The organism is Pseudofrankia inefficax (genome assembly GCF_000166135.1).
GTDB lineage: Bacteria > Actinomycetota > Actinomycetes > Frankiales > Frankiaceae > Pseudofrankia > Pseudofrankia inefficax.
In genome coordinates, this window is record NC_014666.1 from 5,805,717 (window position 1) to 5,829,641 (window position 23,925).

Here is a 23,925-nt window from a genome sequence, read left to right on the forward strand (position 1 = left end):
GCGGCTTGGGCCAAGCCTCACAATGCCGCAACGTTCCGGCAGCGAAGCCCCGAACGGCGGGCTACGGCAGGGGCAGACCGGACCAGGCGGCGTGCCGCGCGCCGCCCGGGCGCTCGACGACCGACGCGGTGGCGCCGAGCAGCAGGGTCGTGCGCAGGTCCGGGTCGTAGCGCGGCCAGGCGGGCAGCCCGCGCGTCGACGGGTCGCCGGAGCGGGCGAAGGCGACCAGGGCGTCCTGCCAGTGGGCGGCGGCGCGGCGGGCCGGGTCCTGGCTCGTCTCGTCCGCCCGGCCCCAGGTCAGCGGCAGGTCGGCGCCGTGCATGGCCGCCCGGCCGGGGGCGGCCGGGTCGAAGCGCAGGGTCCAGACCCGTCCGCCGCCGGTGTGCGCGGCGTCGGCGAGCCGGCTGGCGGGCAGCGCGAACATCGCGTCGGTGAGCAGCGCGGACCGCCCGGCGGCCGGGTCGGCGGCGGCCCTGGTGTAGAGGTCGAGCAGCGCCTGCCAGCGGGCCTCGCCGAGCGTGGCGAGCGCCCGCCGGGCCAGGCCGGCGGGCAGGACGTCGGGCGCGAGTGTCAGGAAAAGCTCGGCCTCGTCGTGGCACCAGGTCACCAGCAGTGGCACGTCCCGCGCCGACCCCGCCGCGACGGCCGCGACCGGTGCGACCGGCAGGACGGCGCCGTCCAGGGACGGCGCGAACGGGTCGAGCCCGACCTCCGCGCCGGGCAGCACCGACTCGGCGAGCAGTTCCTGCGCCGCGCGGACCAGCTCGACGGTGGAGGCCCGCGCGGGCGGACGGTCGAGCAGCTCCAGGTAGCGGCGGCGGACCCGCTCGCTGCCGGCCTCGTCCCGCAGGTGATGGGCGGTCCCGCTCTGCAGGACGGCGCGGTGGAACAGCCCGCGGGCGTCCGGCGCGCCCAGCAGCGCGCCGAGGTACATCGCCCCGGCGGACTCGCCGAACACGGTCACCAGGCCGGGATCACCGCCGAACGCCCCGGCCGCGGCCCGCACCCAGCGCAGCGCCGCGAGCTGGTCGGCCAGGGCGAGGTTGCCGGCGCCGGGCCGCCCGGCGAGGGCGAGGTGGCCCCAGGGGCCGAGCCGGTAGTTGACCGTGACGACGACGACGTCGCCACGGGCGGCCAGCCTGGCGCCGTCGAACGAGCTGCCGGCGCCGCTGACGAAGCCGCCGCCGTGGATCCAGACCAGCACCGGCCGGGGCGGCCCACCGGGCCCGGGTGACCAGACGTTCAGGTACAGGCAGTCCTCGCTGCCGCGTGGTTCCCGGCCACGGCGCGCGGGGGCGCGCAGGCCCGGCTGCCGCAGCTGCGGGCTGGTCGCGCCGAAGGCCGAGCAGTCCCGCTCCCCGGTCCAGGGCTCCGGCGGCTCCGGGGGCTGGAACCGCCGCGCGCCGACGGGAGCGGCCGCATAGGGCAGCCCACGCCACACCCGCACGTCGCCGAGATCGACTCCCCGCGCGACGCCCCACGGCAGCCGGACCGCCGTCTGGTCGCTCGCCGCCCTGGGGCCGCCAGCGGGGCCATGGGCGGGGTCCGGCCCCACGATCGCGCCCGCCGCCGGGCCCCGGTCGGTCGCGGACCGCGCAAAAGGTGGCAGATCGGACACCGGCGAAGCCTCCCTGGCACAATCGGCGACCCCGACGGGCGCCACTCGCCAGTAAAGACCCGCGTCGCGGCGGCGAACGATCAGGACGCGGCCGGCGCCGCGGCCCGAGTCCCGCCCGCCGTATGAAAGGACGTCAGTGGACCCTGCCTGGGAGACGATCGCCGTGATCGCCGCCGCGAGCTACGCGCTCATCGTGCGCGACATCCGCTGGAAGCGCAGGCTGCGCGCGGCCGCCGGACCGCCGGCAGGGCTGAGCGGGTCGGCGTCCAGTGCGTCGCCTGGCACGGCCTCGGCCACGGACGAGACCGGGCGGCGTGCCCGGTTGTTCACCGCGACGACCGCGCTGCTCGGGGTCGTGGCCGGCCTGCTCGGCCACAAGGCGTACGGGGAGCGGCTGATCGAGGCCGAGACCATCAACAACTATTTCTGCAATATCGCGCTGTCGGTGGCCGCCGTCCTGGGCGCGCTGGTCGCCCTCGCCGTGCGGCGGCGGGTCGAAGGCGCCGTACTCGTGTACGTCGCCTGCGTGCTGGTCGGCGGCGCGACCCTCACGTTCGCGATCGAGAACGCCGCGCGCAGCAGCCGGCCGGCCGTCTGGGTTCCGGGCTGCGTGAACGCGTTCGGGCTGGGCCTGCTGGTCCCGGCGGTGCTACTGGCGACCAGGCGGCGCTGGCTGGTCTGGATCGGCGCGCTGCTCGTCCTCGGCGGGTGCGCTCCCGTCGCGCTGGTCAACCTGGCCGAACAGCGCGCGCCGGACAATCCCTTCGGCGCCTGCGTGGGGCCGGCGACCGTCAGGGAGGACGTGCCGGGAGTCCGCGTCACAAGCTGCGAACGACCGGACGGCTCGACCTCCGTCGATCCCATCCCCGGGGCCAGCCTGCCGGTGACGCTGGTGCCCGGCGAGCGGCTGGAGATCTCGCTCTTCGGAGGCCTCACGCTGCTCGCCGGCCTGAGCGGCGGAGCCGACGCCGCGGGCGCCTGGGCGCCGGCTCGGCCGCCGCGCGTTTCGCGGGCGCTGACACCTGGCCCGCCGCAGCGCCCAGGCCAGCCGGCCAGCTCCGACGGCGCGGGCCCGGACGTCATCGAGGCTGACGGCCGGGCGGCCCGGCGCCGCGCCGGCGGCTTCCGGGCGGGGGCCGGCCGATGAAGGGCCTCCCGGCGCCAGGCCGGCCGGCCGGCCCGCCCGCGGCGCTCGACCCGGCCGTGGCCCGGACGGCCGCGGCGGCACCGCGGGGCCGCGGGCGTCGGCCGGTCCCCGGGCCCGCGCCGTGGCCGACCGCGACACGGGCCTCGCTGTTCACCGTCCTGCTGGTGACGCTGGGACTGGCGTGCGGCCTGGTGTGCTGGCTGGGCTTCGAGCAGTGGCTCATCGTCCGGCAGCGCGCCGCCACCCTGCAGGTCCCGCCGCTGGTCCTGCTCGCCGCCGGCCTGCTGGCCGGGCTCGCGCGAGGCCGACGCCTGGCGCGGCCAACGACTCTGATCGCCGTCGGCGGGCTGCTGACCGCGGCCTCGGCGGTCAGCCTCGCTCTGCAGTTCCTCGACGCGCCGAGCCTCACCCCACGCCTGGCCCCGGCCTGCGTGGCGTGTTTCGGCGCCGGGGTGCTGGTGACCGCAGCGGCACGGGCGACAGGCCGAGGCAGCGCGGTCGTCGTCGTCCTGCTGGCGGTCGTCCTCGCACTGGCCCTGGGCCGGCTGCTGCTGGGCCCGGCGGGGCAGCCGCCGCGAGGGCCGTCGGTAGCCGCCGATCCGGCCGGCCGGCCGTACTACACCTGGGAGCGCGCGGGCCTCGTCCCCCTCGTCGAGGAAGTCTCGCCCGACGCCGTGTTGGGTCACCAGCTCGGCGACGCCGCCGGCCCGTGCCGGCTGCTGCTCTGCGGGGTCGTCACCGGCGTGGCCGCCCTCGGCGGGACGGTCGACGCCGTGGCCACCACCCGTTCGCGGCGGCGCGCAACGGAATGAGCGTCACAGCCGGGACACAGCATTGAAGCGGAGGGAGGTTCCGGTTGTCGGTAATATGCGGAGCACGATTCCGCTTCGGCGGGAGCGCCCTCCCCCTTCTCGTCGCGATCGGAGCACCATGTCCGCCGAACCCGGCAGCGGTCCGACCGGCCCTGGCACGGCCCTGGGCAGCCAGCACCACGTGCGCGCGCCGGGGCGCGGGAACCCGACGCTGATCTTCCTCACGCTGGCGCTCGGCGCGGGTGCCTACACGGTGCTGCAGTCGATGGTGCTGCCGGCGCTGCCGACGATCCAGCGCGACGTGCACACCTCGCAGGTGACGGTCACCTGGCTGCTGACGGCGTTCCTGCTGTCCGCGTCGATCGCGACGCCGATCCTCGGCCGGCTCGGCGACCTGTTCGGCAAGCGGCTGATGCTGCTGATCGTCTTCACCGCGCTCAGCGTCGGCTCGCTGCTCGCCGGGGTCTCGAACTCCATCGGCCTGCTGATCATCGCCCGGGTCATCCAGGGCCTCGCCGGCGCGATCTTCCCGTTGTCGTACGGGATCATCCGGGACGAGTTCCCGCCCGCGCGGGTTCCGGCGGCGATCGGCCTGATGTCGGCGATGCTCGGCATCGGCAGCGGCCTGGGCATCGTGCTCTCGGGGCCGATCATCAATGCCTTCTCCTGGCACTGGCTGTTCTGGTTCCCGCTGATGGTCTCGGTGCTGGCACTGGTCGCGACGGTCTTCTTCGTGCCGGAGTCGCCGGTGCGGGCGAGCGGGACGGTGAACATCGGTGCGGCCATCGCGCTGGCGGCCTGGCTGGTCGCACTGCTGCTCGGGCTGTCCCAGGGAACCAGCTGGGGCTGGACCGCGCCGGGCACGCTGGGCCTGTTCGCCGCCGCGGTGGCGACCTTCGCGCTGTGGGCCTGGGTGGAGAACCGCTCGGCGGTGCCGCTGATCGACCTGAAGATGATGCGAATCCCGGCCGTGTGGTGGACCAACGTCGCCGCCCTGCTGCTCGGCGTCGGCATGTACGCGACGTTCATCCTGGTGCCGCCGCTGATGCAGACGCCGCGCCGCATCGGGTACGGCCTGGGCGCCTCGGTCACGCAGTCGGGCCTCTACATGCTGCCGAGCACCGCCGCGATGCTCGTCACCAGCCTCTACATCGGGCGGCTCACCAGCCGGTTCGGCGCCAAGCCGCCGCTGGTCGCCGGCTGTGCGCTGACGGCGGCGTCGTTCGGGCTGCTCATCGTCGCGCACGACCAGCCGTGGAACTTCATCGTCATGACCGCGATTCAGGGCATCGGCATCGGCCTCGCGTTCTCCTCGATGGCCAACCTGATCATCGAGGCGGTGCCGATCGAGGCGACCGGCGCGGCGACCGGTATGAACTCCAACATCCGCACCATCGGCGGCTCCATCGGCAGCGGCGTCGTCGCCAGCCTGCTGGCCTCCGGGGCGTTGCCGAGCGGGTACCCGAAGGAGTCGAGCTACAGCACCAGCATGATCGTCCTGGTCGTCGCGACCGTGGTCGCGGCGGTGGCCGCGGCCCTGGTGCCGGTCGTCCGGTCGCGGTCCGCCGGGTCGGGTCCGGCGCCCGAGGGAATCGTCGCCGAGCCCGCCGCCCCGGGGCAGCTGGCCTCCGGGCAGGTCACCGCGCCGGCAGCCAGCTGAGCGGCAGATCACCTACCCTCGTCTCATGACCACCACCGCGGAGCGGCTGCGCTGCGACGCCGCGCGCAACCGGGAGCGGGTGCTGGCCGCCGCCCTGGAGCTGTACCGGGAGCACGGTCCCGCGTTCACGGTCGAGGAGGTCGCGACCCGGGCCGGCGTCGGGATCGGCACGATCTACCGCCGGTTCCCGACGAAGAGCGCGCTGCTCGACGAGCTGGCCCGGCCGTACTTCGAGCGGCTGCTCACGACCGCGCGGGCCGCCCAGGCGCACCCGGCGCCAGCCGAGCGGCTGGAGACCTTCATCCGCGCGATGGCCGAGCAGCACGCGGTCGACGGCATCCGCTCCGGCCGGCTGTGGGACACGACCGTCGCCCGGCCGCTGCGCGACGAGTACATCCGCGCCGTCGAGGGCATCCTCGCCGACGCGCGGGCCGGTGGCCGGGTCCGCGCCGACGTCAACCCGCACGACGTCGGCGTCATCATCTGGACCGTCAGTGCCCTGATCGACGCGACCGACCGGGCCGTGGCCGAGATCTGGCGCCGCTACCTCGACCTGGTCCTCGACGGCCTGCGCCCGGGCGGCGACCAGCCGCTGACCACCCGGCCGATCACCTCGGCCGACTGGGAGAGCCTCGTCGCCTCCGGCCCGGTCCTGCGCCTCGGCACCTGAGCCAGCCGAGCGTCCCGAACGCTAGGCGGTCTCGACGATCTTCTTGCCGAGCGGCAGCAGCGAGACCGGGATCAGCTTGAAGTTGGCCAGGCCCAGCGGGATCCCGATGATCGTGAGACACAGCGCGACGCCGGTGACCAGGTGGCCGATGGCGAGCCACCAGCCCGCGAGGACGAGCCAGAGGACATTGCCGATCAGGGACGGAGCGCCGGCCGACGGGTCGTCGACCACGGTCCGGCCGAACGGCCAGAGGGCGTAGTTCGCGATCCGCAGCGAGGCGAACCCGAACGGGATCGTCACGATCAGCACGAAGCACACCAGTGCGGCCAGGGCGTACCCGATCGCCATCCACAGCCCGCACAGCACCAGCCAGATGAGGTTCAACAGCAGCCGCATCGACGTCCCCCTCGCACCCGTCCACTCTCCAGTAGACCGCCGGTCCACGCGGAGCCGCCAGTCGACCGGCGGAAAACGCGCACCACCGGCCAACCGCAGTATCCGGCCACGGACCAGGGCATCTCGTCCCGTGTCCGGCAGGCGTCAGCCGGTCAGCCCGCGGACCTGGCGGGTCTGGGCGATACGTCGGCGGCACGGCGGGTAGAGCGTGACCATGAGCCTCTCGTCCGGCTGGCGGCGCCGGCCGCGGTGGACCGCCACCCGGCTCACGACCGAGCCGCCGACGCCGCACCCACAGCGTCGCCCCGACCCTGAGGTGCCGCTGAGCCCGACCCTGCCGCCCGACCCCGTCCCACCGGACCCGCCGCACCACGACCCGCCGCGCCACGACCCGGCGGGCCACGACCCGGCGGGCCAGGACCCGCCACGCGAGGACCCGGCGGGCCGCGGGACGGTGCGCGCGACGGGCGGACGCGGCACCCGCTCGGCGCGGACCCGGTCGCGGCAGACCAGGACAGCCCGGTGACAGCCGGGCCGGGCCGGGACGCCGACGTCTGCGTGGTCGGCGCCGGGCCGGCGGGGCTGCTGCTCGGGCTGCTGCTCGCCCGCTCGGGGGTGCGGGTGACGGTGCTGGAGAAGCACCCCGACTTCCTGCGCGACTTCCGCGGCGACACGGTCCACCCGTCGACGCTCGACGTGCTCGACGCGCTGGGCCTCGCCGACCGGGTCGCCGAGCTGCCGGGCCGGCGGGTCCGCGAGCTGACCGCGTCCTACGCCGACGGCACCTTCCGGGTCGCCGACTTCACCCGGCTGCGGGTGGCCCACCCGTACGTGCTCTTCCTGCCGCAGTGGGACCTGCTGGAGATGCTCGCGGCCGCCGCCGGCGAGTACCCCGGCTTCACGCTGCTGCGCTCCCACGAGGTCACCGACCTGCTGTTCGACGCGGCGGACGGGCCGGCTCGCGGCGTCGTCGCGCGGGCCGAGGACGGCCGGCGGATCGAGGTGCGGGCCCGGCTGGTCGTCGCCGCCGACGGGCGTCGCTCGGCGGTCCGCGAGGCGCTCGTCCGGGCCGGCCGTGGCCTGCCGCTGCGGGAGTTCGGCGCGCCGATGGACGTGCTGTGGTTCCGGGTGCCGCGCTGGCCGGAGGACCCGGAGGGCCTCTCCGCCCGGATCGGCGCCGGCCGGCTGCTCATCATGATCGACCGGGGCCACTACTGGCAGACCGCGTACGTGATCCCCAAGGACGGCCGGGAGGCGATCCGCGCCGCCGGGCTCGACGCGCTGCGGGCCACGGTCATCGAGCTGGCGCCGTGGCTGCGCGGCCGGGTCGGCGCCGTCGCCGACTGGGACGACGTCAGCTTCCTGGAGGTACGGGTCGACCGGCTGCGCCGCTGGCACTCCCCCGGCGTCCTGCTGATCGGCGACGCCGCGCACGCGATGTCGCCGGTCGGCGGCGTCGGCATCAACCTCGCGGTCCAGGACGCCGTGGCCGCCGCCCGGATGCTCGCCGAACCGCTGCGCGCCGGCGCGGGCACGGCTGAGCTGACGCCCGTGCTCGCCCGGTTCCAGCGCCGGCGGATGGTCCCGACCATGGGAACGCAGCTGCTGCAGCGGTGGGCCGCCCGCGGCGTCATCGGCCCGACGCTGCGCGCGGACGTCCCGGTTCGCGCGCCGTCCGCCGTCCGTCTGATGGACCGCCTGCCGTTCCTGCGCGGCCTGCCGGCCCGCCTCGTCGGCGTCGGCCTGCTGCCGGAACGGGTGCCCCCGGCCGCCCGGCCCACGACGGCATCCCAGCGAGTGCCCACGGCTCCGTAGCGGCCGAGGCGAGCCAGGCCCGGCCCGTGGGCGGGGCGCGTCAGGTTGGTTCGGTGTCGCCGTCGACGACCGTCTCGGCGGGGGCGAGATCGTCGCGCAGCCCCTTGAACGACGGATGGCGCAGCCGGTTGTCCGCGGTCCAGTGGGCGTACGCGACCTCGGCGACCAGCTCTGGGCGGACCCAGACGGCGGCGCGGACGTGCGCGTCCGGCACGTCGGCGAAGGGCGGCTCGTCGCGCCGCAGCGGCGCCAGCAGCCGGCCGAGCAGGTCGAGGGTGGCGTCCGAGAAGCCGGTGCCCACGTGCCCGGCGTACCGGAACCTGGGCGCGCCGGGGGGCGCCTCGCCCAGGCCGGGGCGCTCGGCGACGCCGACGAGCAGGGAGCCGACCCGGTCGGCGCGTTTCCCAGCGCCGGGCTCCCAGCCGCCGATGACGACGGACTGCGTGCGAGTGTTCTTCACCTTCACCCAGTCGGAGCCGCGCCGGCCGGGCAGGTACGCCGCCGAACGCCGCTTCGCGATGACGCCCTCCAGGCCGGCCTCGGCGCTGGCCCGCAGCACGTCGGGGCCGTCGCCCGCCAGCGTCTCGGACAGCGTCAGGCCCGGCAGTCTGGCCAGCAGGGCCCGCCGCTCGTCGTAGGACCGGGCGGTCGTCGGGTGCCCGTCGAGGAACAGCAGGTCGAAGACGAGGTAGCTGACCGGGATCCGGCCGGCGAGCCGGCGCGCCGCGGCCGCGTCGGCGACGTGCATCCGGTGGGCCAGCCGGCCGAAGTCGGGTGTGCCGTCCGGGCCGAAGGCGACGATCTCGCCGTCGAGCACGGCCTGGGTCGACCCGAGCGCCAGGCCGACGGCGCGCAGCTCGGGGAACGCGGCCGTCACGTCGCGCCCGGTACGGCTGCGGGCCCGGACCCGTCCGCCGTCGACGAACGCCAGCACCCGCATGCCGTCCCACTTGACCTCGTAGGCCCAGTCGGGACCGGCCGGCAGCTCACGGCTCGCGACGGCCCGCATCGGCGCGAGCGTGGTCGGCATCGGCTCCCGGGTCGGGTCGTCGGGCGGGTCGAGCCGCCGCACCATCCAGTCGTCCGGCCCGTAGGCACGGGCGCCGGTCTGGCGAGCTGTGGTCTGGCGGGCTGTGGTCTGGCGGGCTGTGGTCTGGCGGGCTGTGGTCCGGCCGCCGCCGGCCCGGAACAGCACGTAGCGGCCCTGGACCCGGCTGCCGTGCAGCGTGACCTTGATCTTGTCGGCGGTCCAGCTCTCCAGCTCGTAGCCGCCCCGGTCCCAGATCGTCACCGTGCCGCCGCCGTACTCGCCCTTCGGGATCTCGCCGGCGAACTCGGCGTACTCCAGCGGGTGGTCCTCCGTCTGCCTGGCCAGGTGGTTCGCGGTCCGGTCGACCGGCAGGCCCCTGGGGACCGCCCACGAGACGAGCACGCCGTCCCGCTCCAGCCGGAAGTCCCAGTGCAACGCGCGGGCGTGGTGCTCCTGGATGACGAACGTGTCGCCGCGCCCGGCCTGGTCGTCGCCCGTGTGGTCGACCGGCCCGGCTTCCTGGGAGTCAACGGCGGCGGCGGGACCGGAGGCGGCGGGGTCGGAGGGGGCAGCGGGGTCGGGCCGCGGGTGCCGGGCGGGGTCGGCCTCGGGGACCGGTTCCGGGGTGCGGGCCGCGTCCCGTTTGCCGCGGTAGGCGTCGAGCCCGCGCGGGGCGTCCCCGCTCACGGGGCTCTCCGGATCATGGTCTCCCGGGTCATGCCACATCCCTACCCGATGCGCCGGGCGCCGCCACGCAGGCGACCCAGATCGGCTCGCCCCGTGCTGATCCGGTAGAAAGGCGCAGATCGTCACCGCTGGTGGCCGAGGTGAACGAGGTGGTCATGCCGGACTCCGCCGTCCTGCAGGTGCTTATCGGGCTCGCCCTGGTGTTCGCGGTCTTCAGTGTCGCGGTCTCCAGGATGAACGAGACAGTTCTGGGGTTCCTCAACTACCGCGGCCGCCAGCTGGAGGCCGAGCTGCGCCGGCTCACCTCCGAGAACGTCGAGCGGGACCCGGCCCTGCCCGTCGAGCCGGTCGCCGCACCGGCGGGGGCGGTCAGAGACCTCACCGCCGAGATGCTCGACGGGCCGCTGCGCGGCCTGCGGACCGGCGGGCGCCCGTCCGTCCCGGCCGTCGGGGCGACGGCGCTGGCCTCCGGCTGGTGGCAGCGCGTCCGGCGGGCGCAGCGGCTGAGGCTGCCGGCCTACCTGCCGTCGACGGAGTTCGCCCGCGCGGTGCTGGACCTGGTGGAACCGGCGCCGCGGGCGCTGCTGGCCCGGGTCAGCCCGCAGGACATGGCCAAGGTCTTCGACGCGACGGTGACCGACGAGCAGCGCGCGGCGTACGCGGACGCCTACCGCGCCGCCTACGCGGGCCTCACCCGGGACACGGCCCGCGCGCTGCAGGCCGCCCTGCCGGCCGGCTACGAGAGCGGCCTCGCCGTCACCACGGCGATGATCGCGCTGCTGCCGCTGGCCGGCCCGGCGGACGAACCAGCCGGCGCGACGGTACCGGCCGACGCCTCGACGGCGCCGGCGCCGATGCTCCCGCTGAGCGCGGAGATCGCGCTGCTGCCCGAGTCGTCGCTGAAGACCGCGCTGATCGGGATCGCCGCCCGCGCCGGCGCCGATCGGGACAAGCTGCTCGCCGAGCTGGCGGGGTGGTACGACTCGTCGATGGACCGGCTGTCCGGCTGGTACAAGCGACGGGTCAGCCGGTTCCTGCTGGTCTACGCGCTGGTCCTGACGGTCGTGTTCAACCTCGACACGATCAGCCTGACCCGAGCGCTCTGGCAGGACAGCGCCGTGCGCACCGCGGCCGTCGCCACGGCCGAGTCCCGGGTCTCGGCACCGAACGACCCGTCCACCGCGGGCGGCGAGGGGGCCGTCGAGGCCGTCCGGGACATCGGGGCGCTGCAGATCCCGTTCGGCTGGACCCGGTCGCACGCGGCCTCCGACCCGCGGACGCTGCCGAACGACGCCGGCGGCTGGGCGCTGAAGGTCCTCGGCTGGCTGATCGCCGTCGCCGCGCTCGCCGCCGGGGCACCGTTCTGGTTCGACCTGCTCGGCCGGCTGGTCAACATGCGCTCCACCGGGCCGAAGCCGAAGCCGGCCGACGGCTGACGTCCGCGGCCAACGGTGGGCGGCTCGCCGGGACCGTCAGTACCAGATGCCGATCGGCTCGCCCCGGTCGTCGAGCTGGGTCCCGGTGCCGTCCGGCAGGCAGCGCCCCTGGCCGGTCGCGATCCGGTGCGCGGACCAGGCGACGGCCGCGGCGTCGAGGACGTCGACCGGTGGGACGACGCCGGCCGGGCCGAGGTCGTCGGGCAGCAGGATGCCGGCGGACCGCAGCAGCGCCCGGCGGCGGGCGGCGCCGGCCCAGGTCGTCTTGGCGTGGGTGAGCGGCCGGTGCGCCGGGGCGGGCGCGACGACGTGCTGGCCACCGCCACCGCGCGCGCCGGCCGCCAGCACGTCGCCGGGCCCGACCTCGGCGGTCTCGCCGGCCGCGACGACCATCGCGAGCCACTCGTCGGCCGGGTCGGTGCGCGGGCGCGCCGCCATCGCGGCGAACGCGACCTCCGGGTGGACCTCGTAGAGGCGTCCGGGCATCCGCTCGCGCAGCACGTCGGCCTCCAGCAGCTTGGGCCGCAGGCCCCAGGTCTGCTGGGTGAGGCCGTTGCCGGTCAACGCCCGGCAGCGCGCGTTCGCCGCGGCGAAGTCGGGCAGTGCCCAGACCGCGCGCGGCGGGACGAGGAAGACGCTGGCCCGCCGCGGCCCGAGCACCGCGCGGGCGGCGTGGTCGGCGGCCCGCCAGCCCTCGGAGCGCAGCCCGAGCGGCATGTCGACGCCGATCACCCCGACCGTCGAGGTGTCCACCAGCGTCCGCAGCTCCGTGGCGAAGCTCGCCCGGGAGAACTCCCCGTCCACCAGCTCGATCGCCACCCACCCGCCGGGGCACGCGTCGACGCCGAGCACCCTGACCACACCGTCCGCCATTCTCAGCCCCCGGCCGTCGACACCCGCACCCCGCGCACGAGGCCAGTCTGAGGCGGGCGCCGCGGGCCGGCACACGGCGGCCCGGGAGCCTCGACCGTTCATGCGTCGTGGTCGCCGATTCTGCTCGGTCGGCGACCACGACGCAGGGGAAATCCCGGCCCCGAAGGGCTCAGGGGACGAGGGCCTCCGCGAGGTGCTGGGTCGGGAAGGTGCCGGGGACCGGCTTGATCCCGAGGAACTTCAGCCCGGCCTTCTCGAAGAGGATCTCGAACTCCTTCGTGTTGTGGCGGGCGCCGCCGACGTTGAGCAGCAGGAACAGGTCGACCAGCGTGGTCACCCGCAGCTCCTCGACGCTCGCGTCCATCAGCGCGTCGATGATGACGACCTTGGCGCCGGGCTTCGCGCTCTCCTTGATGTTGAGCAGCGCGCGGTCGGACTGCTGGTTCGGCGCGTCGAGGATGTTCTTGAGGATGTAGAGATCCACATCGACGGGCACCTTGTCGTACAGGTCGCCGTGCACGATGGTCGTCCGGTCGGCCAGCGCGCCGCCGGGCAGCAGCTTCGGGTCGGCGTTCGCGACGACGGTCTCCAGGTCGAACAGCGTGCCGGAGACGTGCGGGAAGCGCTCCATCAGCTCGACGAGCAGCCGGCCCTGGCCGCCGGCGATGTCCGCGACCGAGCCGACGCCGGTCAGGTCGAAGCCGTCCACGATCGGCGCCGCGGACAGCGCGGTGATCGCCGTCATCGCCTTCATGAAGTCGCCCATGCCGGCGGCGCCCTCGGCACCGAGGTAGCTGTAGAAGTCCTTGCCGTAGATGTCCGGGATGACGGCCTTCCCGGTCCTGATCGCGTCGGTGAGCCGGGGCCAGGCCTCCCAGGTCCAGGCCGCGCCCATCCACAGCACCAGGTACTTGATCGGGATCGGCGCGTCCTCGCGCAGGTAGCGGGACAGGTCGTTGTGGGTGTAGCGGCCGGGCTCGACCTCGTCGAACACGCCGTGGACGGTCAGCGCGCGCATCAGCCGGCCGAGCGTGCCCGGCTCCGCCTGGGCGCTCTTGGCCAGCTCGTCGACGGTGACGCTGCCGTCGTCGAAGGAGTCAGGTATCCCTAGTTTGATGGCGGTCTGCACGATCGCCGCGAGGCCGGCGCCGACGGCCAGCTGCTCGATCCGGCGGATGACGTCGATCTTCTCTGCGGGCACGATGGAGGCCACGAGGTAGCCCTCTCTGTGGGTCGGAACGATGGTGGGGTCGGCGAGCGCCTGGCTGGGTCCGTCAGCCCGCCGCGAGCTCGACGAGGGTGGTGACGAGCTGGGCGGGCGCCGGCATCGCGGCGACCTCGGCGGCGACGGCCCGGGCCTTCTCGCCGTAGCCCGGGGAGGCGAGCAGCTCGCCGACCTCCTTGAGCACCGCGTCCACGTCGAGCTGCTCGGGCATGAGCAGCTTCCCGGCGCCGACACCCATGACGGTGAAGGCGTTGGGGAACTGGTCGCCGATCTGCGGGCACACCAGCTGCGGGGTGCCGAAGGCCAGCGAGGTGAGGGTGCAGCCCGCGCCGCCGTGATGGATGATCACGTCGGTGGCGGCGAGCGAGAGGTTCAGCGGCTGCCAGCCGACGGAGAGCACCCCGTCGCCCAGGTCGCCGAGCTTCGTGGCGATCTCCGGGTCGCACCCGATGACGACCTCGGCGCCGAGCTTCGGCACCCCGGTCGCGATGTCGCGCAGCACCCCGACGAAGTCCCGGAACCCGATGTGCGGCACCAGGCTGCCGAAGGTGAGCAGCACCCGCGGCTTCGTCCGGGGCGCGAGCGCCCAGGCCGGCAGCACGCCCGGCCCGTTGTAGGGGACGTACCGGGAGGGCAGCGCGTCGGCGTCCTCGGCGGCCGCGACGCTCGGCGGGCAGACGTTGATGACCGCGTCGGGCTCGGGCAGCCCGTCGAGGCCGAGCTGGGCCAGCTCGCCGGCGACCTCCTCCGCGGTGAAGGGCAGGGTCTGCGGCAGCCAGGTGATCCCGTAGTTGTGCCGCACCCACGGGATGCCGAGCGCGGCCGCGTGCATCGGGGCGCTGAACTCACTCGGCTCGGAGATCACAAGGTCCGGCCGCCAGGCGTCCAGCAGGGCCTTGGTGCCGGCGAAGGAGTTGCCGGCCAGCGTGCCCCAGGCGCGGCCGGCGGCGGCGAGCCGCTCCTCCAGCGTCGTCGGCACGACCGCCGCCTCACCGGAGCTGCGGCTGATGATGACGTCCTTGAGCTCCATCGGCGGGCCGGTGACGGCGGCCGGCAGGCCGGCTCCGGTGACCGCGTCGACGAGGTTCTCCGGCACGCCGACGAGCACCTCGTGCCCGGCCGCGCGGAACGCGTGGGCGAGCGTGACCAGCGGGAACAAGTGGCCGTGCATCGGCACGGCGGAGAAGAGCACCTTCATCGGAAGATTTCCCATCGGCGATTGGGCGGAGGGGCTGGCGGGCGGAGGGGCTAGTGGGCGGCGTCGGCCAGCAGGCCGGACTCGTCGTAGGCCGCGACCTCCTCGTAGATCACCGGCCGGCGGTCCGGGTCCTGCAGCGGCCGCAGCGGTGACGTGGTCGGCTTGTGGCTGGAGCCCTGCTCCCAGGCCGCGAACTCGGCCATGGAGGTCCACTCGGAGACGACGACGAACCGGCTCGGGTCGTGGGCCGCGCGCATCAGCTGGTTGCCGAGCAGGCCGGGCGTGCCGACGAGCTGGGCGCTGATCTCGTGGTAGGCGGCCTCGACGGCCGCCGGGCCGCCGGCCGGCGCGACGGCCCAGATCATCACGCGGACCCGGCTCATCCGGCGACCGCCGCCGGCTCGGCAGGACCGCGACCGGCCGTGACAGTCGCGGCAGAACCGGCCGTGACATTCGCGGCAGAACCGGCCGTGACATTCGCGGCAGAACCGGCCGGGGCGCTCGCCGCGCCGGGCAGGAAGGCCAGCCGGGCGCCGGTGACCATCGAGCCGCTGGCCCGCAGCGGGTGCAGGATCTTGCGGTGCTCCAGGTGACCGGGGGTCTGCTCGAACGCGCGGAACAGCCGCTCGTTCACCCAGTCGCTCATGATGTAGTAGGTGCTCGGCTCGTCCGCCGACCGGACCAGCCACTGGCCGAGGTTCGCCGGGTGGCTGGTGATCTGGTCGCCGATCTCCAGCCAGGTCCGCTCGAACTCGGCCTCCAGGCCCGGGTGGACGTGCATCGTGAGCATCACCCGGAACGGCAGGTCGGCGGCGGGCTGCCCGGCGCCGGTGCCCTCGGTCATCTCGACGTCGTACTCGGTGCGGGCCACGCTCAGATCCCTCCGTCGGCCGCGAAGTTGGCGCCGTTGACGTAGCTGGAGACGTCGCTGGCGAGGAAGAGCACCACGTTGGCGATCTCCTCGGGGTTGCCGAGGCGGCCGAGCGGGATGCGGGTGGTGTACATGGCGCGGACGCCGTCCGGCATGCCGGCCGCGTGGTCGGTCTCCGTGACCCCCGGGGTGACCAGGTTGACCCGGATGCCCTTGGCGCCGAGCTCCTTGCACAGCGACCGGGTCAGGCCGATCAGGCCGGTCTTGGCCGCCGTGTAGTGCGCGCGGTTCGGCACGCCGACGACGCCCGCGCCGGAGCCGACGTTGATGACCGAGCCGGAGTCGCCCAGCAGCGGCAGCGCGCCCTGGGTGACCAGGTGGGTGGCGGTCAGGTTCGTCATGAGGACCGAGCTCCAGTCCTCGAACGACAGCTGGTCGTAGGGGACGTGGTTGATCGTGCCGACGTTGTTCACGACGATGTCGAGGCCGCCGAGGTGTGTCCCGGTGGCCTCGAGCAGTGCCGCGAGGGCCGCCGGGTCCTTGGCGTCGGCGATCATCACCAGGTGGTTGCCGCCGGTCTCCTTCAGCTCGCGGCGCAGGCTGTCCGCCGCCTCGCTCTCCTGGGAGTGGCTGACGACGACGTGGGCGCCGGCGCGGGCCAGGCCGAGGGCGGTCGCGCGGCCGATCCCGCGCGTGCCACCGGTCACCAGCGCACGCTTGCCGGCCAGGTCAGCGAACATCGGGCTCCTCATTTCGGGCGAACGGATCGGAAGGTCGGTGGGCACGTCGCTCACGCCGGCCGGCGCAGGACGAGCACGCTGTTGAAGCCGCCGAAGCCGCGGGCGACGACCATCGCCACCCGGGCGGCGCACGGCCGCGGCTCGCGGACCAGGTCCAGGCCGTAGGCCGGGTCCGGCTCGTCGAGGTTGCCGACGGCGGGCAGCACCCCGTCGCGCAGCGCGAGCAGCGCCGTGGCGGTCGAGAGCGCGGACCCGCCGGCGCACAGCCGGCCGATCAGGCCCTGGGGGGCCGTCACCGGGACCGCGCCGGCGCCGAACACGTCGCGCAGTGCCGCGGCCTCCAGCGCGTCGAGGTCCCGCGAGCCGGCGCCGTCGGCGAAGACGACGTCGACCTCGCCGGCCTCGACGCCGGCGTCCGCGAGGGCCCGGCGCATCGCTACGGCCAGCCAGAGCGGGCTCGGCGCGGCCTGGCTGTGGTGGTAGGCGTCGTGGGTGGCGGCGTAGCCGGCGATCTCGCCGTAGATCTTGGCCGCGCCGCGCTCGGCCGCCGCCGCCGGGTGCTCGACGAGCAGCGTCGCGCCGCCCTCACCGGGCAGGTAGCCGTTCGCCCGGACGTCGAACGGCTTGTAGGCGGCCTGGGCCCGAGCGGCCGTGCTGACCCGCCCGCTGGACAGGTGGCAGGTCAGCGCGTAGGGGGTGAGGCCGGACTCGGCGGCGCCGGCGAGGACGCTGGCGGTGCCGCGCCGGATCGTGCGCCGCGCCGCGGCGAGGCTGTCGACGCCGCCGGTGCCGTCCGCGACGACGACTCCCGACGGGCCCTTGAGCCCGTGGCGGATCGAGGTCTGGCCGGTGGTCGCGGCGTAGAACCAGGCGATCGACTGGTAGACGCTGACCGCGCCGCGGCCCCGGGTGTGCAGCCGGGACAGCTCCCGCTGGCCGAAGTCGTTGCCGCCGGACCCGGCGCCGAAGACGACCGACGTGTCGTAGGCGTCCCGGCTGGACGGGTCGTAGCCGGCGTCGTCGAGCGCCAGCCGGCTGGCCGCCATGCCGAACCAGGTCCAGCGGTCCGTCTGCACGATGAACCGGTTGTCGAGGTAGCGGTTCGGGTCGAAGTCGGGGACCTGCCCGGCGATCCGGGCGGCGTACCCGGAGGCGTCGAACCGGCTGATCGGCGTGATCGCGAGGTCGCCGCGCAGCGTGGCCGCCCAGTGCTCCTCGACGCCGATCCCGCTCGGCGCGACCACCCCGAGGCCGGTGACGACCGGCCTGGTCACCGGCGAGTGCCGCGCCGTCAGGTCGGGTGCCGGCCTGGTCGCTGTAGTCACCCTGGTCGCCGTGGTCACTGTGGTCGCCGTGCTCACTGGGGCTCCGTGGGTGTCATGGGGTCTGGGGGTGCCATGGGGTCGGGGGTTGCCGTGGGGTCTGGCGTGGGTGTCATGCGGCTTTCCGCGGAGCCGTCAGCACGATCGCCGACTGGAAGCCGCCGAAGCCGCTGCCGACCGACAGCGCGACGTCGACCTTGTGGTCCCGGGCGACGTTCGGCACGTAGTCGAGGTCGCATTCGGGGTCGGGTTTCGAGTAGTTCGCCGTCGGCGGGACGACGTCGTGCTCGATGGTCAGCGCGCAGGCGGCGACCTCGATGGAGCCGATCGCGCCGAGCGAGTGCCCGACCATCGACTTCAGCGAGCTGACCGGCACCTGGTAGGCGTGCGCGCCGAGCGAGCGCTTGAAGGCGGCCGTCTCATGCCGGTCGTTCTGCTTGGTGCCGGAGCCGTGCGCGTTGACGTAGTCGACCGCCGACGGGTCGACCCGGGCCTCGTCGAGGGCGAGCCGGATCGCCTCGGCCATCTCCAGCCCGTCGGGGCGCAGGCCCGTCATGTGGAAGGCGTTGGAGCGCGACGCGTACCCGCCGACCTCGGCGTAGATGTGCGCGCCCCGGGCGACGGCCCGCTCGTACTCCTCCAGGACCAGGACCGCGGAGCCCTCGCCCATGACGAAGCCGTCGCGGGTCGCGTCGAACGGCCGCGACGCGTGCTCCGGGTCGTCGTTGCGGGCGGAGGTCGCCCGGATCGCGTCGAAGCAGGCGATCGAGATCGGCGACAGCGGCGCGTCGGAGGCGCCGGCGATCATGATGTCGGCCTCGCCGTCGACGATGAGCTGGTGGGCGTACCCGAGGGCGTCGATGCCCGAGGTGCAGCCGGTCGAGACGACGAACGCGGGCCCGTGGGCGCCGAACCGGGTCGCCACCTCCGTCGCCAGGCAGCTCGGGACCAGCGCGTGGTACAGGAACTGGCTGGCGTAGCGGGGGTCGACCTCCCAGTGCCGGCCACCGTCGGAGACCGCGACGTACTCGTTCTCCAGCCGGGTGGTGGCGCCGACGGCGCTGCCGAGGCTGACCCCGACCACCGGTCCGTCCGGGTCCGGCGCCGCCCCGGTGGCCGGGCCGCCGGTCGGCCCGCCCAGCTCCAGGCCGGCGTCGGCGACCGCCTCGGCGGCCGCGACGAGGGCGAACTGGACGAACCTGTCGTTGCGGGCGATCTCGCGGGGGGTCAGGCCGGCGGCCAGCGGGTCGAAGTCGCACTCGGCCGCGACCTGGGAGCGAAACGGGGTCGGGTCGAAGAAGGACAGCCGCCGGGTCGCGGTCCGCCCCTCGGTGATCAACGACCAGAACTCCTTGCGGCTGGTGCCGCCGGGAGCCACCACGCCGACGCCGGTGACGGCCGTGCGTCTACGGCTCATGTCGTACCGACCGGTGTATGAGGTGCCGCCGCCTGGGCCGGGGAGAGCTCCTCGGTGTCCACGTGGCCCAGGTCGGGCCGGGGCGCGAGCGGGCCGGAGCAGAAGACGAAGAAGGCCGTCTCGGCGCCGTTGTTGACCAGCCGGTGGCGGGTGCCGACGGGGATCAGCACCCCGCTCTCGGCGGGCAGCCAGTGCTCCTCGCCGTTGAACCGGGCGGTGACCTCTCCGCGCACGCAGAAGAGGAACTCCTCCGAGTACGGGTGCCAGTGCTCGGTCACGATCTCGCCGGGGGCGAGCGTCAGCGTGCCCATGAAGCCCGCCTTCGCGCCGACGGTCAGCGGCGAGAGGATCGTGCGGATGTCGCCGCCCCGCCGGCGGTTGGCCGCGACGTCGTGGATGGAGACGATCTTCGGCGCCGCGGGCGCGGCCCCGGCGGTCATCGGGCGGTCCCGGCGGCGAGCGCGGCCGCGGCGGCCAGCTTCTCGACCTTTTCCTTGATGATTGCCTGCTCGCGCGGGGTGTTCGTGTTGATGCGCACCACCATGCCCGCGGTGTCGACCGGCGCGGTGGGCTTCATACGGAAGTCCTGGACCCAGCGCATACGGGTGCCCGTGCCCTCCGCCAGGTAGGTCCACTCGATGTGCATGAACTCGAAGGGGCCGGTCTCGACGCGGTAGGCGCGGACCCGGTGGTTCACCGGGTCGACGGTGCGCTCGGAGACCCAGCTCCACACCTGGCCGTTCTCGTCGGGATGCATCGTCAGGCGGAACTTGAAGGTGTTGTCGCGGGCCTCGAGAATCTCCACCGAGGCGTACTCGGTGAACAGCTGTGGCCAGGTGGCGAGGTCGTTGGTGAGCCTGAAGACGGATTCGAGGTCGGCGTCGATGTAGATCGAGTTGTCGGTGTGCCCGTTCACGGGGGTCTCCTCGGGGGGTTTCGGCGTCTCGGGCGGCGGTGTGGCAGGTGGGTGCGGGCCCGCCCATTCACCCGGTGGGCTCGGCGTTCTCGAGGTGCGTGTTGACGCGACGTCACGAGGCTCTCGACCGTCGGCTGGCCGGCTCGCGGGCGGCCAGCTGGAACGGAGAAAGCCCAGGTCAGGCGGCCAGTTCGGGATTCACGGCGGCGAGGATGTCGGCGAGGGTGTAGCCGGGCGGCGGGTCGGCCGGCAGTTCCACACCGATCGACTCGGCGACCTCCGACTGCAGTTGAAGGTAGGCCAGCGAGTCCAGTCCGATGTCCTCGAACGTGACGTCGAGCGTGGCCGGCAGGTCGTCCTCGGGAAGCCCGGCCCGCGTGACGAGGAATTCAAAGAGGGCGGCGGAGTCCCACTGCTGGGGCATGTTTTTACCTCCGGAGGGTGCGCTTGTCATAGAACTACCACTAACGCGCGGCTTGATGGGCCGGAACCCGCCCCGGATGTCACCGCAGTCACCTTCCTGCCAACCACTCTGACTGCGATCGGGAAATCCGTCGCGGTGGCCCGGCGGAAACTCTCGTCGAAACCTCGATGAAAACGGGGTGGCGACGCGGGGAGGCGGCAATTACAGGATGCCGGACGTCGACCCGACAAATGCCCGTCAACGTCCGGTAAACCGTTACCTCATTGCCACGCGATAGCCCGGGAGGCGGGTACGCGAGGAGAGGCCTTTCTCGGGCGATGGGTGCCCAAGCCTTGGCCAACGGTTCGGCGCGGGCCGAATGGCCACGCGCCGCGTGGGTGATGCGCTACGCCGGGCCCGGTTACCGGCCCCGGCCACAGGGAGGCCCCGCCCGGCCCGGCTCAGCCGGCCGGCGGCGCCGTCCAGGTGTAGAAGCTACGGGCCATCGCGTCGCGCGGGCCCTGCCAGGTCGCGGGGTCGTAGGCGGTGATGTAGCTCTCGAGCTTGGTGTTGACGTCGACGAACAGCGGGTGTTCGCGAACATTCGCCAGCGGCGCATTGATGCTGTTCTCCGCCTCGATGAGGTGGAAGTACAGACCGTGGAAGGCGAACAGCTCCCGACGCGACACCCCGACGAGGTGCGGCAGTTCACCGGCGTCGGACTCACCGAAAATCTGGGCGACTGCTTCCTCGTCCGACGGGTTCATCCGGGCCACGATCAGCGTCCGGTGGCTCACCGCGTACCTCCCGTCGGCGCCTCGCGCCGCACGGACGTGCACGGTTGGGTTCTCGGCACTGTGTCTCTCCTCACAGCATTCATCGGTCGATCCGGCCGAGCCGTGAGAACCGTCCTGCCCCGCTCCGGCGTCGGTGCCGGCGGCCGCGTTGACGCGACGGCGCGTCGACGGCTTTGGATGCGACGGTGGCGGGCGGCGGGTTCCCGGCCGCACCCGTCGGGCGACCGGCACGCCCGGACCACTGTTTCGCACCCACAGGCGGTGCGGTGTCTCGGGAGGAAGTGTGCGGCAAAAAGCCAACGCTCGTGCGCCATTCCAGTCCAACCCACCATGGCAACTAGTTGCGGTGGCATCGTCCTGCCACAATCAACAATTCGAAACACAACAGTGCTACAACCAACCCTTCCGCTGGGCCAGCAGGGCCGCCTGGAACCGGCTGCGCGCGTCGAGCCGGTGCATCAGCTCCGCGACCATCCGGCGGACCGTGCGCACCGAGACCCCCAGCGCCCTGGCCACCGCCTCGTCCTTGAGCCCGTCGGCGAGCAGCGCCAGCAGCAGCAGCTCCGCGGCCGAGAGCGCCTGCTCCGTCGCGTCGTCGGCGGCCGGCTGGTCGGGGCCGGCGGCCTCGACGCACGGCTCGACGGCCCCGGGATCGTCCGCGGCCGCCCGGGCCGACCCGTTGGCCGCGGGGGCCGCTCCGTTGGTGGCCCGCTCGGTGAGCCCGTGGGCCGGGAGGGTCGCGGCCAGCCAGTTGTCGGCCCGGTCGTCGTCCACCACCGGCTCGACCTGCCGCGCCTCGGCCCGGCCGAGGGGGTCGGCGTTCCCCCACATCTGGTCGAACATCGCGCCAGCGAGCAGGGCGACGTCCGGGGTGCGGATCACCAGCGCGCCACCGCCCGGCAGCGACGCGAACCGGACCACGCCGACCCTGCGGTCGACGACCGTGATGTCGAGCGACGGGTCGTCGGCGAGCCGGATCTCGGCGCCGGCCGCGACGATGTCGGCCAGGTGCTCCAGGCGGGGCAGCACCCAGGCGAGCCCGGCCCGCGGCCGGGCCACGACGGTCCGCACCGCGACGCCCCGGCGCAGCGCCTCCAGCTCCAGCGGGAGCAGTTCGGCGGCGATCGCGGACAGCGTCGTGCGGGTGCGGACCGAGAGCACCTCGTGCCGGGCGCCGGCGATCATCGCGGAGAGCTCGACGCGCAGGCCCTCCGTCGTGGTTGGCCGCAACAGGTCAGTCTCGCCACTCGCGAGCATCGAGCGGCTGGCCATGAACTCGGTGACCAGGGTGCCCACCTGGGCGTGCGCCCGGACGAGGTGCTCGTGCTGGCGGATCAGCTGCTCGTGCCGGTCCTGGATGAGCTGCGCCAGTGGCGCCTCGGGGTGGACGGCCAGCAGGTGACCGGGCCGGTTGACGTCCGGCACGAGCAGGGACAGGGTGATCAGCCGGTCGCGAGCGGCCGCGACCAGCGCCGTCGGCTGGCCGAGGCTGTCGCTGACTGCCTGGATGTCGAGGTCCTCGTCGCGCAGCCACAGCCGATAGGCGGCTTGGGTCACGTCGTCCAGGCCCAGCAGATCTAGCACGTGCTCCTCCGACCGGTCACCGACCGCTGGCAAGGCCGACCGGATCACCCGGCGGCCCCCACCGGCCCTGACGCCGCCCCCTTCGACGTCCAAGCCCTGCGCTCGTGGAACAGCTGCGCCTGGCGCGCGCCGGCCCGCTCATCGGGCCGCGCACGGCCGAGGGCGAGCAGGTCGGCGCTCCAGGCGGCTGGCCGGTGCCCCGCGGTGCCGCGGCCGAGGCTCCCACCTCGACCACGCCACCGCGACGGCGCCGGACCCTGCCTCGCTCAGGTGCCCTGCCTCGCTCAGGTGCCCGCGAGGTCGTGCTCCCGGTTCTCCGACGCGACCACGTCCAGCGCGTGCCGCACGAGGGCGACCAGCGTCTGGCGGACGGACTCGCGCCGCCGGGCGTCGCACATCACGACCGGCCGGTTCGACTCGAGGTCGAGGGCCTTGCGCACGTCGGCGACCTCGTACCGCTTGGCGCCGTCGAACTGGTTCAGCGCGATCAGGAACGGGATGTCCCGCTCCTCGAAATAGTCGATCGCGGGGAAGGAGTCCGCCAGCCTGCGGGTGTCGACCAGCACCACGGCGCCGATCGCGCCGAGCACCAGCTCGTCCCACATGAACCAGAAGCGGTCCTGCCCCGGCGTGCCGAACAGGTAGAGGATGACGCTGTCGAGCAGGCTGATCCGGCCGAAGTCCATGGCCACGGTGGTGGTGGTCTTGCCGCCCACGGCCGACGTGTCGTCGATGCCGATGCTGGCGGAGGTCATCGCCGCCTCCGTCGTCAGCGGGGTGATCTCGCTGACGGAGCCCACGAAGGTTGTCTTGCCCACCCCGAACCCACCGGCAATGATGATCTTTACCGGACTCGGGGATGGGGCGCCGTCATTCCTCGGCGCCCTCGCGTTAGAGGGCCTGTAGTCCATCGAGCACCTTCTCGATCAGTGCCTGGTCGGGCCGGTTCGTAGGTCGTGCTGGCCGGTGCACCGTGACGAGTCCCGCGTCGAGCATGTCTCCGACGAGGACTCTGACCACACCGACCGGAATGTTCAGCCGGGCGGAAATCTCCACAATGGACTGCAGCCGCAGGCAGAGCGCCGCGATGGCGCGCTGCTCGGGGTCGAGCGAACTTGCCGCGGCCCGGCCGTGCGACGTCGTCGTAACCAGGGCGACCAGCTCGAGCGAGCCCTTGTTGGGCCTGGTACGTCCCCCCGGTGACCGCATAGGGACGTACGACAGGCCCGGCCTCGTCGTCGAACCACTCCTCGTCTCGCGACACTCCGACTCTCCTGCCTGACAATTCCCGGTTCCTGCCTCGGATGC

General features: G+C 74.0%; 24 protein-coding genes and 1 pseudogene. 7 read left to right on the forward strand and 18 right to left on the reverse strand.

The features are described 5' to 3' along the window. Nucleotides 1–61: 61 nt before the first annotated feature. The gene (locus FRAEUI1C_RS23495; protein ID WP_013425845.1) at nt 62–1,618 is read right to left on the reverse strand and encodes a carboxylesterase/lipase family protein; all 1,557 of its coding nucleotides are present in this window, start codon (nt 1,616–1,618) and stop codon (nt 62–64) included. Between the two features lie 136 nt (nt 1,619–1,754). On the opposite strand from FRAEUI1C_RS23495, the gene FRAEUI1C_RS36615 reads away from it, so the two are divergent. The 4 genes from FRAEUI1C_RS36615 to FRAEUI1C_RS23520 all read left to right on the forward strand — a co-directional run bounded on the left by FRAEUI1C_RS36615 (nt 1,755) and on the right by FRAEUI1C_RS23520 (nt 5,907). Beyond that, on the forward strand, nt 1,755–2,765 hold the full coding sequence (locus FRAEUI1C_RS36615; protein ID WP_013425846.1) for a hypothetical protein: 1,011 nt from the start codon (nt 1,755–1,757) through the stop codon (nt 2,763–2,765). Then, complete coding sequence (locus FRAEUI1C_RS23510) at nt 2,762–3,577, forward strand: hypothetical protein (protein WP_013425847.1); 816 nt, start codon at nt 2,762–2,764, stop codon at nt 3,575–3,577. Before FRAEUI1C_RS36615 ends, FRAEUI1C_RS23510 begins: the two co-directional genes overlap by 4 nt. 118 nt (nt 3,578–3,695) lie before the next feature. After that, complete coding sequence (locus FRAEUI1C_RS23515; protein WP_013425848.1) at nt 3,696–5,237, forward strand: MFS transporter; 1,542 nt, start codon at nt 3,696–3,698, stop codon at nt 5,235–5,237. Between the two features lie 25 nt (nt 5,238–5,262). Further along, nucleotides 5,263–5,907 (forward strand): TetR/AcrR family transcriptional regulator, encoded by a 645-nt coding sequence (locus FRAEUI1C_RS23520; protein ID WP_013425849.1) that lies wholly within the window; start codon nt 5,263–5,265, stop codon nt 5,905–5,907. 21 nt (nt 5,908–5,928) lie between these two features. Here the strand turns inward: FRAEUI1C_RS23520 and FRAEUI1C_RS23525 are convergent, their stop codons facing one another. After that, entirely contained in the window at nt 5,929–6,303 is a 375-nt protein-coding gene (locus FRAEUI1C_RS23525; RefSeq protein WP_013425850.1) for a YccF domain-containing protein, read from the reverse strand. A gap of 214 nt (nt 6,304–6,517) precedes the next feature. Between FRAEUI1C_RS23525 and FRAEUI1C_RS39745 the strand changes: the two genes are divergently transcribed. Together FRAEUI1C_RS39745 and FRAEUI1C_RS23535 are read left to right on the forward strand one after the other, a co-directional pair. Then, on the forward strand, nt 6,518–6,829 hold the full coding sequence (locus tag FRAEUI1C_RS39745) for a hypothetical protein (protein ID WP_013425851.1): 312 nt from the start codon (nt 6,518–6,520) through the stop codon (nt 6,827–6,829). Next, nucleotides 6,826–8,118, forward strand: coding sequence for an FAD-dependent oxidoreductase (locus FRAEUI1C_RS23535; protein WP_013425852.1), 1,293 nt, complete (start codon nt 6,826–6,828; stop codon nt 8,116–8,118). The genes FRAEUI1C_RS39745 and FRAEUI1C_RS23535 overlap by 4 nt, the downstream gene beginning before the upstream one ends. A gap of 40 nt (nt 8,119–8,158) precedes the next feature. Here FRAEUI1C_RS23535 and ligD read toward each other — a convergent pair whose 3' ends face one another. Then, nucleotides 8,159–9,835 (reverse strand): non-homologous end-joining DNA ligase, encoded by a 1,677-nt coding sequence (gene ligD / locus FRAEUI1C_RS23540; RefSeq protein WP_013425853.1) that lies wholly within the window; start codon nt 9,833–9,835, stop codon nt 8,159–8,161. 131 nt (nt 9,836–9,966) lie between these two features. On the opposite strand from ligD, the gene FRAEUI1C_RS23545 reads away from it, so the two are divergent. Then, the gene (locus FRAEUI1C_RS23545) at nt 9,967–11,271 is read left to right on the forward strand and encodes a hypothetical protein (RefSeq protein WP_368411118.1); all 1,305 of its coding nucleotides are present in this window, start codon (nt 9,967–9,969) and stop codon (nt 11,269–11,271) included. A gap of 36 nt (nt 11,272–11,307) precedes the next feature. On the opposite strand, the gene FRAEUI1C_RS38585 is transcribed toward FRAEUI1C_RS23545, so the two are convergent. The 15 genes and pseudogenes from FRAEUI1C_RS38585 to FRAEUI1C_RS23620 all read right to left on the reverse strand — a co-directional run bounded on the left by FRAEUI1C_RS38585 (nt 11,308) and on the right by FRAEUI1C_RS23620 (nt 23,881). Continuing rightward, a complete protein-coding gene (locus FRAEUI1C_RS38585) occupies nt 11,308–12,144 on the reverse strand; it encodes a DUF429 domain-containing protein (protein WP_013425855.1) in 837 nt (278 codons plus the stop codon). Nucleotides 12,145–12,313: 169 nt separating this feature from the next. Further along, complete coding sequence (locus FRAEUI1C_RS23555) at nt 12,314–13,357, reverse strand: methyltransferase (protein ID WP_013425856.1); 1,044 nt, start codon at nt 13,355–13,357, stop codon at nt 12,314–12,316. 61 nt (nt 13,358–13,418) lie between these two features. After that, nucleotides 13,419–14,567 carry a glycosyltransferase gene (locus FRAEUI1C_RS23560; RefSeq protein WP_013425857.1) on the reverse strand — a complete coding sequence of 383 codons (1,149 nt, stop codon included), beginning with the start codon at nt 14,565–14,567 and terminating at the stop codon, nt 13,419–13,421. A 50-nt stretch (nt 14,568–14,617) separates the two neighbouring features. Then, nucleotides 14,618–14,950 (reverse strand): antibiotic biosynthesis monooxygenase family protein, encoded by a 333-nt coding sequence (locus FRAEUI1C_RS23565; protein WP_013425858.1) that lies wholly within the window; start codon nt 14,948–14,950, stop codon nt 14,618–14,620. Then, nucleotides 14,947–15,438, reverse strand: coding sequence for an antibiotic biosynthesis monooxygenase family protein (locus tag FRAEUI1C_RS42215; protein ID WP_013425859.1), 492 nt, complete (start codon nt 15,436–15,438; stop codon nt 14,947–14,949). Before FRAEUI1C_RS42215 ends, FRAEUI1C_RS23565 begins: the two co-directional genes overlap by 4 nt. Nucleotides 15,439–15,440: 2 nt before the next feature. Further along, nucleotides 15,441–16,178 (reverse strand): SDR family NAD(P)-dependent oxidoreductase, encoded by a 738-nt coding sequence (locus tag FRAEUI1C_RS23575; RefSeq protein ID WP_013425860.1) that lies wholly within the window; start codon nt 16,176–16,178, stop codon nt 15,441–15,443. Between the two features lie 50 nt (nt 16,179–16,228). Beyond that, complete coding sequence (locus FRAEUI1C_RS23580; RefSeq protein ID WP_013425861.1) at nt 16,229–17,539, reverse strand: beta-ketoacyl synthase N-terminal-like domain-containing protein; 1,311 nt, start codon at nt 17,537–17,539, stop codon at nt 16,229–16,231. A 73-nt stretch (nt 17,540–17,612) separates the two neighbouring features. Further along, the gene (locus tag FRAEUI1C_RS23585) at nt 17,613–18,917 is read right to left on the reverse strand and encodes a beta-ketoacyl-[acyl-carrier-protein] synthase family protein (RefSeq protein ID WP_013425862.1); all 1,305 of its coding nucleotides are present in this window, start codon (nt 18,915–18,917) and stop codon (nt 17,613–17,615) included. Further along, nucleotides 18,914–19,357 carry a cupin domain-containing protein gene (locus FRAEUI1C_RS23590; protein ID WP_013425863.1) on the reverse strand — a complete coding sequence of 148 codons (444 nt, stop codon included), beginning with the start codon at nt 19,355–19,357 and terminating at the stop codon, nt 18,914–18,916. The genes FRAEUI1C_RS23585 and FRAEUI1C_RS23590 overlap by 4 nt, the downstream gene beginning before the upstream one ends. Further along, entirely contained in the window at nt 19,354–19,833 is a 480-nt protein-coding gene (locus FRAEUI1C_RS23595) for an SRPBCC family protein (protein ID WP_013425864.1), read from the reverse strand. Before FRAEUI1C_RS23595 ends, FRAEUI1C_RS23590 begins: the two co-directional genes overlap by 4 nt. 178 nt (nt 19,834–20,011) lie before the next feature. Then, on the reverse strand, nt 20,012–20,257 hold the full coding sequence (locus tag FRAEUI1C_RS23600) for an acyl carrier protein (protein WP_013425865.1): 246 nt from the start codon (nt 20,255–20,257) through the stop codon (nt 20,012–20,014). A 440-nt stretch (nt 20,258–20,697) separates the two neighbouring features. Then, a complete protein-coding gene (locus FRAEUI1C_RS23605) occupies nt 20,698–21,033 on the reverse strand; it encodes a TcmI family type II polyketide cyclase (RefSeq protein ID WP_013425866.1) in 336 nt (111 codons plus the stop codon). A 390-nt stretch (nt 21,034–21,423) separates the two neighbouring features. Beyond that, a complete protein-coding gene (locus tag FRAEUI1C_RS36625) occupies nt 21,424–22,617 on the reverse strand; it encodes a LuxR C-terminal-related transcriptional regulator (RefSeq protein WP_013425867.1) in 1,194 nt (397 codons plus the stop codon). A 284-nt stretch (nt 22,618–22,901) separates the two neighbouring features. Next, complete coding sequence (locus tag FRAEUI1C_RS23615; protein ID WP_013425868.1) at nt 22,902–23,528, reverse strand: GTP-binding protein; 627 nt, start codon at nt 23,526–23,528, stop codon at nt 22,902–22,904. Continuing rightward, a pseudogene (locus FRAEUI1C_RS23620) lies at nt 23,509–23,881 on the reverse strand (DUF742 domain-containing protein). Before FRAEUI1C_RS23620 ends, FRAEUI1C_RS23615 begins: the two are co-directional and overlap by 20 nt. Nucleotides 23,882–23,925 lie beyond the last annotated feature (44 nt).

Excerpts from the sequence above, each read along its gene's own strand:
- FRAEUI1C_RS23600 (WP_013425865.1), bottom strand. The coding sequence starts at position 20,257 with ATGCCCCAGCAGTGGGACTCCGCCGCCCTCTTTGAATTCCTCGTCACG.
- FRAEUI1C_RS39745 (WP_013425851.1), top strand. The coding sequence starts at position 6,518 with ATGAGCCTCTCGTCCGGCTGGCGGCGCCGGCCGCGGTGGACCGCCACC.
- FRAEUI1C_RS23520 (WP_013425849.1), top strand. The coding sequence starts at position 5,263 with ATGACCACCACCGCGGAGCGGCTGCGCTGCGACGCCGCGCGCAACCGG.
- FRAEUI1C_RS23590 (WP_013425863.1), bottom strand. The coding sequence starts at position 19,357 with ATGACCGCCGGGGCCGCGCCCGCGGCGCCGAAGATCGTCTCCATCCAC.
- FRAEUI1C_RS38585 (WP_013425855.1), bottom strand. The coding sequence starts at position 12,144 with ATGGCGGACGGTGTGGTCAGGGTGCTCGGCGTCGACGCGTGCCCCGGC.
- FRAEUI1C_RS23565 (WP_013425858.1), bottom strand. The coding sequence starts at position 14,950 with ATGAGCCGGGTCCGCGTGATGATCTGGGCCGTCGCGCCGGCCGGCGGC.
- FRAEUI1C_RS23510 (WP_013425847.1), top strand. The coding sequence starts at position 2,762 with ATGAAGGGCCTCCCGGCGCCAGGCCGGCCGGCCGGCCCGCCCGCGGCG.
- FRAEUI1C_RS23525 (WP_013425850.1), bottom strand. The coding sequence starts at position 6,303 with ATGCGGCTGCTGTTGAACCTCATCTGGCTGGTGCTGTGCGGGCTGTGG.
- FRAEUI1C_RS23575 (WP_013425860.1), bottom strand. The coding sequence starts at position 16,178 with ATGTTCGCTGACCTGGCCGGCAAGCGTGCGCTGGTGACCGGTGGCACG.
- FRAEUI1C_RS23615 (WP_013425868.1), bottom strand. The coding sequence starts at position 23,528 with ATGGACTACAGGCCCTCTAACGCGAGGGCGCCGAGGAATGACGGCGCC.
- FRAEUI1C_RS23515 (WP_013425848.1), top strand. The coding sequence starts at position 3,696 with ATGTCCGCCGAACCCGGCAGCGGTCCGACCGGCCCTGGCACGGCCCTG.
- FRAEUI1C_RS23585 (WP_013425862.1), bottom strand. The coding sequence starts at position 18,917 with ATGAGCCGTAGACGCACGGCCGTCACCGGCGTCGGCGTGGTGGCTCCC.
- FRAEUI1C_RS23560 (WP_013425857.1), bottom strand. The coding sequence starts at position 14,567 with ATGAAGGTGCTCTTCTCCGCCGTGCCGATGCACGGCCACTTGTTCCCG.